The sequence below is a fragment of the Ignavibacteriales bacterium genome, from assembly GCA_015709675.1.
Lineage (GTDB): Bacteria > Bacteroidota > Ignavibacteria > Ignavibacteriales > Ignavibacteriaceae > H2-BAC3.
Genome location: CP054182.1, coordinates 1401058 through 1415618, shown reverse-complemented (window position 1 = coordinate 1415618; position 14561 = coordinate 1401058). Strand labels below are relative to the sequence as shown.

The following is a 14561-nucleotide window of genomic DNA, read 5'->3' as shown; positions in this document are numbered from 1 at the left end:
CTGATACATACTTCAATTTGGTAACCGAGAATTCCTCGGTAACTGACTGTTAACACATCAAATAAAATAGCTCCGGGTTTTTAATCATCAGTGCCTTGTTGTCCTTTCAGTCCTTCCAGTCCTTGTTGTCCTTTCCAGTCCTTGTTGTCCTCCCTGTCCTTGTTGTCCTTTCTGGTAAATTTTCCTCTTTCTTCCTCAAAATTTTTTAATTTTACTAAAATTTCAATTCTGCATCTTTGTTTCCCTAATTCCCCCCATCTCCCTATTTTGAAGCACTATTTTCTCACTTTTTTATCCGAAAGATTTATCAAAAATGGAAAAAATTCCCTGTTTTAAGGCTTATGATATCCGCGGCAAGGTGCCCGGTGAACTGAATCCTGAGCTGGCTTACAAGATCGGCCAGGCATTTGTGCAGCTGACCGGCGCGCGCTCGGTGGTTATCGGGCATGATGTGCGCTCTTCCTCCGAAGCGATATCCGAAGCACTCTCTGAAGGCCTTCGCGCAAGCGGTGCCGATGTTACCGATATAGGACTCTGCGGCACAGAGATGATTTACTTCGGCACCAGCCACCTTGGCCTGGATGGCGGCATCATGATTACCGCGAGCCACAACCCGCCTGAGTATAACGGCATGAAGTTCGTAAAAAAGAATTCCGTTCCGGTCAGTTATGACTCAGGGCTGAGCGAAATGGAAAAGATGATCGTAACAGGGAACCTTCCCGCCCCGGCTGCCAAAAAAGGGGGATATATACAAAAGGATATCACCGATGACTTCCTGAGCAACCTGAACCGCTTCTATGATGTGAAAAAAGTTACCCCCCTTAAAGTAGTGGTGAATGCAGGCAACGGATGCGTGGGTCCGATCCTTGACCGCCTTGAAAGCGTGCTTCCGGTAAAGATGATCAAGCTGTTTAATAATCCTGATTCCAGTTTCCCGAACGGTGTTCCCAATCCGATGTATGAAGAAAACCGCATACCTACCATCAACGCAATTAAAGAACACAAGGCAGATCTCGGTGTGGCATGGGACGGTGACTATGACCGCTGTTTCTTCTTTGATGAGCAGGGCAATTTTATTGAAGGCTATTATATAGTAGGTTTGCTCGCGAAATCAATTCTGAAAACCAATCCAGGTGAAAAAATTATCCACGACCCGCGCCTCACCTGGAACACCGTTGAAGTGGTTAAAGCCGCCAAAGGCGAAACCGTGCAGTCAAAGAGCGGACACGCGTTCATTAAGGAAAAGATGCGAGAAGTAAACGCTATCTACGGCGGTGAAATGTCAGCGCACCACTACTTCCGCGATAACGCTTACTCAGACAGCGGTGTTATCCCCTTCCTTCTGGTAATGCAGTTAATGTCAGAAGAGAAAAAAGGCCTTGGCGAACTTGTTGGTGAAATGATTAAAAACTACCCGTGTTCAGGTGAAATCAACTCTGTGATCGGAGACCCGGCAGGCAAGATTAAGGAAATCACTTCAATATATACCGGCGGCGTCAATGATTATACCGACGGCGTAAGCGTGGACTTCCCCGACTGGCGCTTTAACCTCCGCATGAGCAATACCGAACCGATACTCCGGCTCAATGTTGAAAGCCGCGGTGACGAAGCCCTGATGAAGCAGAAAACCGAAGAACTGCTCGCGATTATCAGGAAGTAAGCAGCTTTGAGCATCCGTGTCAGAGATATATTCGTCTATCCGGTCAAAGGGCTTGACCCTCACCGGCTTGACTCCGCAGAGATAACCCCCGGCGGCTCACTCAAATATGACCGGATGTTCGCCATGAAAGATGAGCAGGGGAAGTATATAAACGGAAAGAAAAATGACCGTATATACCTCCTCCGCTCCTCGTTTTCACCTGAAAAGATGAGCATCACTTTTTCCTGCAGAGATATTCAGCAGGAAACATTTCAGTTAACGGAGAACACTCATCTTATACAGGAATTCCTTTCCGGATATTTTCAGAAGAACGTAACGTTTCTCAGAAATGAAGATGCCGGATTTCCCGATGACACCGATGCCTCAGGTCCGACCGTTGCATTGCGGGAAAGCATTCAGGAAGTCTGCCGCTGGTTTCCGGATATATCAGCGGATGAGATGACAAGGCGTTTCCGGCCCAATATCATTCTTGAAGGAGCGGAACCTTTCTGGGAAGACCGGCTGCTTCCGGAACTTGAATCAGACAGAGAATTTCGTATTGGTGATGTTGCCATACATGGCATCAATCCATGCGCCCGCTGTGCAGTGCCAACCCGCCATCCCGAAACGGGTGATATATATCCCCTCTTCCAGAAATCCTTTGCTGAAAAACGAAAAGCCTCTCTGCCAGAGTGGGCGCCGGAGCGGCATTTTGACCACTATTACCGCTTTACGGTAAATACTCTTATCCCCTCTTCTGAAACCGGAAAACATATCATGACCGGAGATGAAGTAAGTCTCCCTGCCACTGCATTATATTAGAAGGAATCATCATGCTCGTTATACGGAAAGCCGAAGAAACTGATATACCACTCATTCTCGATTTCATTAAACTGATCGCTGAATATGAAAAACTTTCTCACGAAGTGATTGCTGATGAGCATACGCTCAGAGAGACTCTATTCAGAGAAAAGTCCACCATTGAAGTATTGCTCGCATACGAGGATAATGAGCCGGCAGGGTATGCAATTTACTTCCATAACTTTTCCACCTTTATCGGCAGGCAGGGGATCTATCTTGAAGATCTTTTTGTAAAGCCCCATCTTCGCGGAAAAGGTATTGGTAAAAAACTTCTGCTTGAGATTGTAAAGAAAGCAAAAGAGCGAAACTGCGGCCGGGTTGAGTGGTCAGTGCTGAACTGGAATACGCCCGCAATTGATTTTTATAAATCACTTGGTGCGGTACCCATGGATGGCTGGACTGTTTTCCGCCTGACTGAAGACAAGTTTGACACTCTGCTAAATCAGTAACATCACCGGAAAACTCTGCGTGACTTCGCGTAAAACTTCCGGCGGTCAATATCTTGCCAGGGTGCTTGCAATTTTGTTCCCGTACATCCACGCCGCGGAGTGTATCTTCAGATTTGATACGGGTGCATTATTCAAAAAATTCCTCTGCGTGACTTTGCGTCTAAATAAAAGCCTGCCATATACCGCAACCTTACTTTATATACTACTCTTCGCTGCAGCAGCAGATTCCTTCCCGCAATCACGTTATACTCATTACGGAGCCGCTGAAGGACTTTCGCAGCTTAATGTCCGCTCAATTGTTCAGGATAAGCAGGGTTTCCTCTGGGCAGGCACCTGGGACGGTCTCAACCGCTTTGACGGATATAATTTCCTCACGTTTCACCATGATTTTACCGACAGCAGTTCGATTGCCAACAGCAATATCCTTTCTCTGGGTACTGACCAGGATGACCGCATCTGGGTGCTTTTCCCTGACGGCCGTATTAATGTATATGACAAAAGGACAAGAAGATTCCGGCTTCTGAAATATCCCGACGGTTCACCTCTTCTCTCCGCTGCAATTCATACACCGAAACAGGATACATCCGGTTATTTATGGACCGGGCTGAATGATACTATAAGAAGAATTGACCCTGTCACTTTACAAATCACCTCTTATGCCGCGAAGAAGGTTGATTTCCCTGAGGCCTCCGTAAGACCGTCGCTGGTCATGGCAGACAGGAATAAAATATATATAATAGATACACTTCTTGAAAAATATGTAATTACCACAGGGTTTGATTACTATTCTCTCTTTGTAACATCGGATAAAAGAATTTTTCTTACAACACAGAAGGGGGAACTGAAAGAGTATGACTACCGGAACCGCACCATTCGAACGCTTGCTGTATTTACTACTGCGAAAGGGACTTCCGCCATCCTTAACACCCTGCATGAGGATAAAAATGGGAATCTGTGGGCAGGAACTTCTGAGGGTCTTTTTATTTGTGAGAATTTCAGATCCTTAACCGGGAAAGTTTCATTCAAAAATTTTTCATATGCTTCACCGTCTGGTAAAGTAAGTGAACCCGTCTATGCAGTGTTCACTGATGATTCAGATGTACTTTGGATCGGTACGATATCAGGCCTGTATAAGGTAAACCCTGTCAGGAAAACATTTTCATTCCTTCCGGCCGCTAAAAACTACCGTGATCTCTTCGGTGATTCATATCCCATAAGCATGCTTTCGCTTGAAGACGGCAGGATGCTCACGGGAACCACAAACGGACTATATATGTATAATCCAGCTAATGAAACATCGTACCAGTTTACACCGCAAAACTCCGGTTATGCAGGTCATGCTGCCTTCTGTATTTACAAAGCTCCTGATGGAGGCATCTGGGTAGGAACACGCCGCGGGCTGAACCGGTATGATACCCGGACAGGAAGATTCAAAGAATATATTTTTTCATCCGGGGGCGAACCCTTCTCTTATAAGAATCGTATATATGCAGTTACCGCTTCGGAGGATGGCCGTTTTTGGGCAGGAAGCGCAGGCGGACTTTTCGAATTCTCCCCGAAAGACGGTTCCTTTTTAGTACATACGTTCAAAAGCGGTATTGTTTCTGAGTCGAAATCATACATACTTTCGCTCCTTGCCGAAGGTGATACGCTGTGGGCAGGTACCAACGGCGAAGGACTGCTGAAGATTTCACTCAGGGATATGTCTTACAAAAGATTTTCCGCTCAGGCAGATAACCCAACCTCACTCTCCTGGAACAAGGTTATGGCAATTCACCGGGACCGCAAAGGACGGCTATGGGCTGCAACCATGGGAGGCGGGCTTAATCTTCTTTCTGCTGATGAGAAGAGTTTCAGGCGATTTACGACGAAAGAAGGTCTCAGCAATAATACCGTTTATGGCATTCTTGAAGATAACAGTGGTGATCTGTGGGTCTCAACCAACGCAGGACTCAGCAGAATAAACGGCAGTGATTATACCATTTCAGTCTTTGGCAGGAATGACCTTCCGGATATCACAGAGTTTAATCAGAATTCTTATTACAAATCACCCGACGGCAGGTTATTCTTCGGTGGCATGAGGGGCATCATATCTTTCCGGCCTGAGGAAATCAAAGGGAATCCGCATCTTCCCCGTATTGCCATTACCGATTTCCTCCTCTTTAATAAGTCACGCCCCGACATGCTGGGTGCACCTGAGATCCGCCTGAAATATAATCAAAACTTCTTTTCTTTTGAACTGGCTGCCCTGCTCTATGACCACCCCGGTTCAAATCAGTATGCGTACCGGCTGAAAGGGCTGCATGATGAGTGGATATATACCGGCACGCGGCGGAATATTGACTTTTCCTCCGTTGAGCCCGGAGAGTATATATTTGCCGCAAAGGCAGCCAATGAAGACGGCCTCTGGAGCGAAGAACAGGAACTTGCCCGGATTGTGATAGTCCCCCCTTTCTGGCGCACCGGGTGGTTTTACGCAGTCATCACCCTGCTGGTTGCTTCGGCCATTATTCTTTCCGCCCGCTATTATATACGGAAAAAATATAAGGAACGCATCGCCGGACTTGAAAAGGAAAAACTGATCCTTGAAGAAAGAAATAAAACCCGCGACCGCATAGCACGCGATCTGCATGATGATCTTGCCTCAACCGTAAGCAGCGCAGGGCTCTATCTCCAGTCAGCAAAACAGATACTTCCGGAGAATAAAGATGCTGCTCTGCAGTTTCTGGAGAAATCAACTTCCATTCTGAACAAGGCAGAGCAGTCCATGAGTGATATCGTCTGGTCTGTTTCTCCGAATTATGATTCGGTTGATAATCTTCTTTTGCGTATCAGACTGATTGCCCATGAGATGTGCAGTTCAGCCGGTATCAGGACTGAGTTTATTTCTTCCGGCAGCGGGAGCGGTTCAGTCAGTGAAGAAATACGGCGCAATATATATCTTGCAGCCAAAGAAGCTGTTTCTAACGCGGTGCGGCATTCCTCCTGCACCAGAATCACGCTTACTGCTAAAATCTCCTCAGAGGCCATCTCCCTTACTATTCAAGATGACGGCAAAGGTTTTTCTGGCAGCGGAAACAATGCCTCACTTGGCGGGAACGGATTGCAGAATATAAAGAAAAGAATGAGCGAGATTAACGGCAGTGCTCAATTTGTTTCTGAGCCTTCCGGCGGAACCAGTGTCATGCTTTCAGCCCCTTTTGCTTCGGAAACAAAATAACTCAAATGAGGGATTGAGTTTAGGTCTGATTATCTGAAAATTTGATTATGGAAAACAAAGAGATAAGCATCACCATCATTGAGGATCATGTTGACTTCCGCGAAGGGCTGTGCAGCTTTATCAGCAGTTCCGCCGGTTATCAGTGCGCGGCGGTTTACGGCTCCGTTGAGGATGCGCTCTCAGCAGAAATTCAGAGCGATGTTCTTCTGCTGGATATACATCTGCCGGGGCAGTCAGGCATCGAGGCAGTACCAAATTTTAAGGATCGCTATCCGGATGTTAAAATCATCATGATGACCGTCTTTGATGATGATGAAAATATCTTTAATGCCATTCTTGCCGGTGCACATGGGTATCTGTTAAAAAAAACTCCTCCGACCAGGATATTAGACGCAATCCGGGATGTGCTTGATGGAGGCGCCCCAATGTCTCCCTATGTTGCAATGAAAGTCATCAGCCATTTTAAGAATCAGACTTCAGTTAAAACCGATTATCAGCTTACCCCCCGCGAAAAGGAAATTCTTACCCTGCTGGTTAACGGAACCGATTCCCGCGCGATTGCTGAACAGTTGTTTATCAGCTATGAAACCGTGCGCAATCATCTTAAAAATATCTATCAGAAACTGCAGGTAACTTCAAGGGTTCAGGCGGTTTCAAAAGCCATAAAAGAAAATCTGGTAAAATGACTCAATTGAGTTATTGAGTCTCCCCCCTTCATAGCGCAAATTCGCTTCCTGAAATATCACTTATTATTTACAGGAGCAGGTATGTTCAAATACTCTTTCTTAGTTTCTTTATTTCTTTTTATCCTGTGCGGGAGCGTATATAGCCAGTGGCAGCAGATAACCACACCCCACACCAGCAATACCGGATACAAGGCAGTCTTTTTCCGCGATGCAAACCTCGGCTGGATCACCGGCGGCAAGCTTATTAAAACCACGGATGGCGGCACCACCTGGACGGATATCCCCGCTCCGCATGGGGGAGAATACAATTCCATATTTGCAATTTCCGATCAGAAACTCTGGATGGTCGGTGATTTTGGAAGAATCGTTCACAGCACCGATGGCGGCGCTACCTGGATCACACAAAACTCACTCGTTCAGAATGGTCTTACCAGCGTCTTCTTCACTGATGAAAACAACGGCTGGGCAGCAGGATGGGAAGGAACCCTGCTGAGAACCACCAACGGCGGTACAAACTGGGTGAAGCAAACTTTCACTTTTACTTTTACCAACGAAATAAGAACCGTTTTCTTTACAGATGCAAATAACGGATGGCTGGCAGCAGGTTCCAAATATGCAAAAACCACCAATGGCGGCACCACCTGGGAGCAGGTTCAGATTTCAACAAATTTTGATGATATCCATTTTGTGAACAATACTGTTGGTTTCGTTCTCACCCAAGGGGGAACCGAACGGTCTGCAAGCAGATCAACCGATGGTGGTCTTACCTGGACATACCGGGGGCAGATTCAGAATTTCTATGATATCAATGATATCCATTTTGTTGATGAAAATAACGGGCTTGCGGTTGGCTGGTCATTTGTTCTGGCATCAGTACCCGGCATCAAGAGAACAACTGATGGCGGCACGACCTGGACAAACGAAACACTCCCCGCCGGATTCATGGGGGGTGAATTTTATGCTCTTACCATCAAAGACGGATGGGCATGGGCCGTTGGTGAAAGCGGTGTTGTGATGAAGGGTCAGTTCGGGGGAGCAACATCCGCAAAAGATGAAAATAGCTATCCGGATAACTTCACGCTTGAACAGAACTATCCGAATCCATTTAATCCCGGAACCACAATCCGTTTCAGTCTGCCGGCTGCCTCTGAGGTTACACTAAGCGTGTATGATATATTGGGGAACAAAGTATCTGAAATTATCAGCAATGAGCTGAAAGAATCAGGGTCACATTCCGTTTATTTTGATGCTGCTAAAGATCAGCTCAAAAGCGGTGTATACTTCTACCGTTTAACCGCGGGCAGCTTCACCGAAACCAGGAAGTTTACTCTCCTCAAATAATATAGTGAATACCGGATGGGTATATACTTTATACCTGTCCGGTAATTTCTCATGCCGGGCTGATGGTACGCTGATCTTAAACGGATGCTTCGCAGCGCTGATCTAAAACGGATCAGAGAACTCTGCGGATCCTGGCGTAAACTTTGTTTAACTTTGCGTTAAAAAATTCCCTATTCCACCCCGTACATACACGCCGCGGCGTGTATCTGCAATGCTGTGTATTTATTCTCTTTGCGCCTTAGCGTCTTTGCGCGAACTCTTCTTACCCCAGAAAAACCGTCATTATCACAATAACCCCCGCACCTATTGCCACAACCAGTTTTGAGTTTTTCACATTAAACGCTGTAATCATTACCGCGGTCCACACCAGAAAGAATGACATATCTTTCAGAGTATATATGATCTCCGGCGAGACCTTCTGCATGGAATTCACCAGTCCGAGTTCATAACTCAGTTTTACCGGCATTACAATAAGCGAGTAACAGCTGAACGCTATCAGGGCAAAAAATCCGTTCTTCCGGTGGTTGCTCCTTTCAGTAAAATAATCTATACCGCTCCTCACAGCCAGCAGAACTCCTCCAAAGAGGCAGATAAACACCAGAATGCGGATTGTCTTCGGCAGAAAACCCAGTATCTCTGTGGTAACGGTCATCTCCTCAGGAACCTGAATCCACTTGCCTTCATAATTGATATATACGTCATAGATCAGGAGTGTTCCTGGCGCCACTGAGTCAAACTGCGCAGTCAGCCGGTTATCAGCATATACCATTGGAATAGTGTCAGCCGCGCCATCGGTACGGTTTATAATATACCCCTCAAGATCAGGGATATCAGTCCGCATCATTATTTCCATCGGCTGTTTACCGTTATACACGGTTTCAAAGTAATAGGTTACTTTTTTCTTCCCGCTGCCGATCGTGCCGGAGAAGGGGAAATCTGAACCGGTAACGCTGTTAAGATATCCGGCAAGAAATGTTACAATAAACGCCCCGAACCAGAGGATTAGTATTTTTTTCATGGAACCTTATTTCAATAATTAATCAGCTTTGACCTTATGGACAAAGTTGCTGTTGGCCTGATTTGTCGGTGTCAGGATCATCTCATTAATGCTTACATGAGGCGGTCTGGTCGCTGCATAAAGCACTGCATCAGCCACATCATCCGGTGTAAGGGGTGTTATTCCCTTATACACATTCTTTGCCCTTTCGGTATCACCGTTAAACCGGACATTGGAAAAATTGGTTTCAACCAGTCCGGGGTCAATGGTGGTTACCCGTATATCAGTTGCCACCAGTTCAATGCGCAGGGTCTGGGTTATTGCTTTCACGGCATACTTGCTGGCGCAGTAAACGCTCCCGTTGGGATATACATCATGTCCGGCTGTTGAACCAAGATTGATGACATGCCCCGCGTTGCGTTCAATCATTCCCTTCACCACTTCTTTAGTGACGTAAAGCAGCCCTTTAACGTTGGTATCAAGGGTAATATCCCAGTTTTCGGGGAGTCCGTCAGCGAGCGGTTCGAGCCCCTTTGCAAGTCCGGCGTTGTTAACCAGGATATCAATCTTCTTCAGTTCCTCAGGAATTGCCGCCACTGCCTGTTTAACGTTTTCATAAACGGTGATATCACAGGCTGCGGTATATATATTGCCGGCGGTCAGTTTCTTCAGTTCATCTTTCACTTCCTCAAGCAGATTTTTCCTGCGTGCGAATAAAATAAGACTGGCTCCCTCTGAAGCAAAATAGCGTGCGCAAGAGCGTCCGATGCCCGATGTAGCGCCGGTAATAAGAACGGTTTTATTCTGAAGTCGGTTCATGATTCCTTAAAATAACTCGGTTAATAAATGTTTAATTCTTGTAGTAGCAAACGTGCTGTAAAAAAATGTGAGGGCAGTTCCCAGAAAGATGTAAAGATACTGCTCCTGCGGCTTCAGTCCCTGGGACTTAAAGAATGCAGTCCAAAGTTCATTGCCTGATATATCAAGTGCAACGGTACCCATCAGATAAAACATACTCACAAAAAGGAAGAGCAGATTCAGTAAATTAAAAATGATAACTGCCGCCCCCGTGCGGAATGATTTCCTGAGGCGGAGAAGCCAAACTGAAAGTTCTGATGTGATAATGACAGTCAGATAAGGCAGCAGAAGAACAAAGAGGGCTGAACCGGATGAAAGTTTTTTCAGATCCATCTTTTCAAGAAATATACCGCTGAATTGCAATGCTCCCTCAGGTTCGCTGTAGAGCCACCCTGCTATTGCGTATCGCACCAGATCATAAAACCAGATAATAACCGCAGCCGTAAAAAGGATGCTGAGTGCCGCTATGATGAGTTTTTCTTTGTTTTCTTTAGTCACAAATAATTATAAAAATGAAAGTTAAAAATACAAAAATCCCCCCTCGACTCCGCTCGGGGACCGCCCTCGACTCCGCTCGGGGACCGCCCTCGACTCCGCTCGGGGACCGCCCTCGACTCCGCTCGGGGACCGCCCTCGACTCCGGAGGAGTCGAAAATTGGTAGAGAACAATAAACGAAAACATTCCCCCCAAATGCAAAGCAGCCGCATATTTCCTGCTAAATCCTCATTAACCACCCCATAACCTGCGAATCCTCCGGATTCGGGTACGTCTTCACAATGATTCTTCCTTTCTACCAGCTTGTGAATCCTCCGGATTCAATTCCGGAGGAATTGCAAATTGGTAGAAAACATGATTAACACAATTTCCCCTCGACTCCGCTCGGGGACCGCCCTCGACTCCGCTCGGGGACCGCCCTCGACTCCGCCTGGGGACCGCCCTCGACTCCGCCCGGGGACCGTCCTCGATTCGGTTGCGGGTTCACCCTTGACTCCGTTCGGGGACCGTCCTCGATTCGGTTGCGGGTTCACCCTCGACTCCGCTCGGGGACCACCCTCCGGTATCCGAGCGAAGTCGAGGATCGCTCGGAAGCCACCCTCTGGTCTCCGAGCTGGTCTCCGAGCGGAGCCGAGGAGACCAAAACCAGCATATATCCCAAAATGGGAATAACTCCACCAAGCCCCTTTCCCTGATGATAAGCGGTTTTGTAAGTTTACCCCCCGTTTAGCATATTATATAACAGAATCTTCCTATTTTGGGTAAAAAACGCTGATTTCAGCCTGTTTTACAGGGATTACCTGCTCTAGAAAACAAATTTTACCACGGAAGATTCATTTTTGACGCGAATGAGATACTATTCAGGATATTAGCCGAAAGGATTTGTATGACCAATAAACGAGTTGTTGTTACCGGCATGAGCGCCCTCACCCCCATTGGACTGACCGTTGAGTCGTTCTGGGAGGCCATGATGAACGGTGTAAGCGGCAGTGATTACATTAAACAGTTTGATACTTCCAAAGTTGAAACAAAATTTGCCTGCGAGCTTAAGGGCTATGATTCAGGCAATTATATGGATAAAAAGGCCGCAAGAAGAATGGATCCTTTCGCTCAGTACGCCATGGCAGCAGCAAAACTCGTTCTTGATGATGCCGGTATTGATCCAGCCAAATTGAGCAGCGAAGAAAAAGAAGGCATTGGTGTGATCATGGGAAGCGGCATCGGAGGTATTCAGACTTTCAGCCAGCAGGCGGTTATAAATCACACTCAGGGACCCAACAGAATCTCCCCTTTCTTTATCCCCATGCTTATTCCTGATATCGCAGGCGGACAAATTTCCATACAGTACGGCTTTAAGGGGCCGAACCATTGTATCGTTTCAGCATGCGCGACCGCGAACAACTGCATTATTGACTCATATCTTCTTATCAAAAACGGTATGGTAAATGCCGTGCTCACCGGCGGAAGCGAAGCAAGTATCTGCGAGATCGGTATGGGAGGTTTTAACTCAGCCCGCGCGCTCTCCACCCGGAATGATTCTCCGAAAACAGCAAGCCGTCCGTTTGACTCAACCCGTGATGGCTTCGTTATGGGTGAAGGAGGCGGAGCACTTTTCCTTGAAGAACTTGAGCATGCAAAGAAGCGGGGTGCACGGATTTATGCTGAACTCGTAGGTGTCGGACTTTCAGCCGATGCTTATCATATTACCGCTCCTGATCCCGACGGCGTGGGCGCAAAACTTGCCATGACCCGTGCTCTTAAGGATGCGAATCTGAAGACATCGGATATTGATTATATCAATATGCACGGTACTTCAACCGGACTCGGTGATATCGCTGAGACCAAAGCTATCAAGGCAGTCTTTGGCGAACAGGCATACAAGATGAATGTATCATCAACCAAGAGCATGACCGGCCATCTGCTTGGTGCTGCAGGTGCAGTGGAAGCAATCGCCTCCATACTCGCGGTGGTGAATGATACCGTTCCCCCGACCATTAACTTTGAGCACCCTGATCCTGAATGCGATCTGAACTATACGTTCAACAAACCGCAGAAAAAGACTGTAAATTACGCGCTGAGCAACGCCTTTGGTTTCGGCGGTCATAATACTACCGTCATTTTCTCAAAATATCAGGCATAATTTTCCCGCATAAGGCGGATGTCCGGATTTCCGGGCATCCGCGTATATATATACACCAGTCCGCAACCCTATTTAGTTCAGTTACCGTACTGTTAATTAGTAAAACATTCCTCTGCTGATGAAATCCCGTCATCGTGAGGATGAACGGCTGATTTGTGTCTCCCCTTAAAACCGCTTTCCGGAGCACTCTTTCCAGTCTGATTAATTCGCATTATTGTATTAAATTAGAAATTCAGATTTTAAAAAAATCAAACACTACCACATCCTGAGGAAATAATGAAAAGAACTGTACTTTTTATGGTTATGCTCCTGACCGGAATGATCTATGGCCAGGCAGAATGGAAATACAAAGGGGAAATTGCTTACCCTGTAGCTGACTCACTGATTGAACCCTTTATGGTTACCACCGATGTTAACGGACGGCTTTATCTGGCTTCATCAAAAGTTACCAACAGCAGAGCTTATAATGCTATTCTGTATGCTGATTCAGGCGATACCGTATTTAAAATGCTCATTAACTTTGACCTTAACGGTGACTCAGACACCCTGCAGGGGAACGTTGGCGCTATCAGAGGTATCACCACAATCGGCACCGATGTTTACATTAATTCAAATATCCCCTATCCAAGAACTGCTCCGAATACAGTAGCTGCACAGTACCGTTATCCTAACGGTGATACACTTCTCGTTGAGAAATTCGGATTCGGTCTTACCGGTGCGGGATACGGAACTTATATCAACGGACTTGCCGCAACAAAGGATACCATCCTTATGACCGGTATTCCTTTTGGAACGTCATTCCGTTTTTATAATTTCAGTTACGGCGTTAGCACTCCCGCAAGAGGATCATGGGTACCAATGGCAACGACCGCTCCGATGGAACCGGGCGGACCTCACACTGGCGGCGTTGATGTTATCCGCGATGTGGCAACCGTTCCGGGCGCAAATTATAACCTGCCTGAAACTCCTTTCTATACCTCAAGAAATTCTGTTTCCAGCACACAGGTGACAGGCGGTATTGCTGTCTGGACCGGCGGCGACCAGCTTAACCCTTCGAGTTATACCGGTACAAGAGTATCTGACGCAGCAGGTGAATTAACATTCGACCGTGCTATTCCTTACGGCATTACCGTTGATAAAAACGGTATCCTCTGGGTAGCAGGAACCGATACCAGCAAAAGATGGGTAAAAGGTTACACAGTTCTGATCAACTTTGCCCAGAATATGTATGAGCTTCCTTCTCAGAACGATCCGAACAACCCGAATGCGGAAGGCGCCCCAATGACCGGCCCGTCAGATGTAGCTCTTTCACCTGATGCTCTTACCGCATATGTTGCTGACGGCGGTTCAGGAAAAGTCTTCCGTTTTAAGTATGAAGAACCGACTGTTGATGTTAAGGAAGAGATTACCTCTGTCCGCGCCTTTGCGCTTGACCAGAACTATCCTAATCCGTTCAACCCGTCAACCATCATCAGCTATTCACTGCCGAAGGAAACAAAAGTACGTGTTGCGGTTGCAAACGCTATCGGGCAGGAAGTTGCAGTACTTTTTGAAGGGACAAAATCCTCCGGAAAGCACAGCCACGTTTTTAACGCAGCAGGCATGACCAGCGGCATTTACTTCTACAGCATCACCACTCCGTCAGGCAAACTGACCCGCAAAATGATTCTGATGAAGTAATTTCAGACGGATATATATTACTCAAAAGCCGCTCTGTAAGGGCGGCTTTTTTTATATACTCACTTTCAGACAATAAAACCGGGGGAAGTATGAATTATGAAGTATGAATTATGAAGTATGAATTATGAAGTAAGAATTGTTTTAGGTTATTCTCTTTATATAACTCAGTACAACCAGCCGGCGCATTCATCCCC

Annotated in this window: 11 protein-coding genes; 8 read left to right on the top strand and 3 right to left on the bottom strand. The window is 46.6% G+C overall.

What is annotated here, in order from left to right; translation table 11 throughout:
• Positions 1-313: 313 nt before the first annotated feature.
• The 6 genes from HRU80_05250 (at position 314) to HRU80_05225 (ending at position 8196) form a co-directional block, all read left to right on the top strand.
• Positions 314-1660, top strand: a complete 1347-nt coding sequence (locus HRU80_05250) for a phosphomannomutase (protein QOJ28314.1) — start codon at positions 314-316, stop codon at positions 1658-1660.
• Positions 1661-1666: 6 nt separating this feature from the next.
• Positions 1667-2461, top strand: a complete 795-nt coding sequence (locus tag HRU80_05245) for an MOSC N-terminal beta barrel domain-containing protein (GenBank protein QOJ28313.1) — start codon at positions 1667-1669, stop codon at positions 2459-2461.
• A gap of 11 nt (positions 2462-2472) precedes the next feature.
• A complete protein-coding gene (locus HRU80_05240; GenBank protein ID QOJ28312.1) occupies positions 2473-2949 on the top strand; it encodes a GNAT family N-acetyltransferase in 477 nt (158 codons plus the stop codon).
• Between the two features lie 19 nt (positions 2950-2968).
• Entirely contained in the window at positions 2969-6169 is a 3201-nt protein-coding gene (locus HRU80_05235) for an ATP-binding protein (GenBank protein QOJ28311.1), read from the top strand.
• A 47-nt stretch (positions 6170-6216) separates the two neighbouring features.
• Positions 6217-6855: a response regulator transcription factor gene (locus HRU80_05230; protein QOJ28310.1), complete on the top strand. Its 639-nt coding sequence runs from the start codon at positions 6217-6219 to the stop codon at positions 6853-6855.
• 81 nt (positions 6856-6936) lie between these two features.
• Positions 6937-8196: a T9SS type A sorting domain-containing protein gene (locus tag HRU80_05225; GenBank protein ID QOJ28309.1), complete on the top strand. Its 1260-nt coding sequence runs from the start codon at positions 6937-6939 to the stop codon at positions 8194-8196.
• A 262-nt stretch (positions 8197-8458) separates the two neighbouring features.
• On the opposite strand, the gene HRU80_05220 is transcribed toward HRU80_05225, so the two are convergent.
• The 3 genes from HRU80_05220 to HRU80_05210 are packed head-to-tail and all read right to left on the bottom strand — an operon-like array spanning position 8459 to position 10549.
• Positions 8459-9214: a hypothetical protein gene (locus tag HRU80_05220; GenBank protein ID QOJ28308.1), complete on the bottom strand. Its 756-nt coding sequence runs from the start codon at positions 9212-9214 to the stop codon at positions 8459-8461.
• A gap of 18 nt (positions 9215-9232) precedes the next feature.
• Entirely contained in the window at positions 9233-10012 is a 780-nt protein-coding gene (locus HRU80_05215; protein ID QOJ28307.1) for an SDR family NAD(P)-dependent oxidoreductase, read from the bottom strand.
• A gap of 6 nt (positions 10013-10018) precedes the next feature.
• A complete protein-coding gene (locus HRU80_05210) occupies positions 10019-10549 on the bottom strand; it encodes a hypothetical protein (GenBank protein ID QOJ28306.1) in 531 nt (176 codons plus the stop codon).
• Between the two features lie 884 nt (positions 10550-11433).
• On the opposite strand from HRU80_05210, the gene fabF reads away from it, so the two are divergent.
• Both fabF and HRU80_05200 read left to right on the top strand, forming a co-directional pair.
• Positions 11434-12687, top strand: a complete 1254-nt coding sequence (fabF, locus tag HRU80_05205; protein ID QOJ28305.1) for a beta-ketoacyl-ACP synthase II — start codon at positions 11434-11436, stop codon at positions 12685-12687.
• Between the two features lie 276 nt (positions 12688-12963).
• Complete coding sequence (locus tag HRU80_05200) at positions 12964-14367, top strand: T9SS type A sorting domain-containing protein (protein QOJ28304.1); 1404 nt, start codon at positions 12964-12966, stop codon at positions 14365-14367.
• The last annotated feature ends 194 nt before the right edge of the window (positions 14368-14561 follow it).

Bases quoted from the DNA above. Each gene is read 5' to 3' on its own strand.
- HRU80_05250 (QOJ28314.1), top strand. From the start codon at position 314: ATGGAAAAAATTCCCTGTTTTAAGGCTTATGATATCCGCGGCAAGGTG.
- HRU80_05240 (QOJ28312.1), top strand. From the start codon at position 2,473: ATGCTCGTTATACGGAAAGCCGAAGAAACTGATATACCACTCATTCTC.
- HRU80_05230 (QOJ28310.1), top strand. From the start codon at position 6,217: ATGGAAAACAAAGAGATAAGCATCACCATCATTGAGGATCATGTTGAC.
- HRU80_05225 (QOJ28309.1), top strand. From the start codon at position 6,937: ATGTTCAAATACTCTTTCTTAGTTTCTTTATTTCTTTTTATCCTGTGC.
- HRU80_05220 (QOJ28308.1), bottom strand. From the start codon at position 9,214: ATGAAAAAAATACTAATCCTCTGGTTCGGGGCGTTTATTGTAACATTT.
- HRU80_05215 (QOJ28307.1), bottom strand. From the start codon at position 10,012: ATGAACCGACTTCAGAATAAAACCGTTCTTATTACCGGCGCTACATCG.
- fabF (QOJ28305.1), top strand. From the start codon at position 11,434: ATGACCAATAAACGAGTTGTTGTTACCGGCATGAGCGCCCTCACCCCC.
- HRU80_05200 (QOJ28304.1), top strand. From the start codon at position 12,964: ATGAAAAGAACTGTACTTTTTATGGTTATGCTCCTGACCGGAATGATC.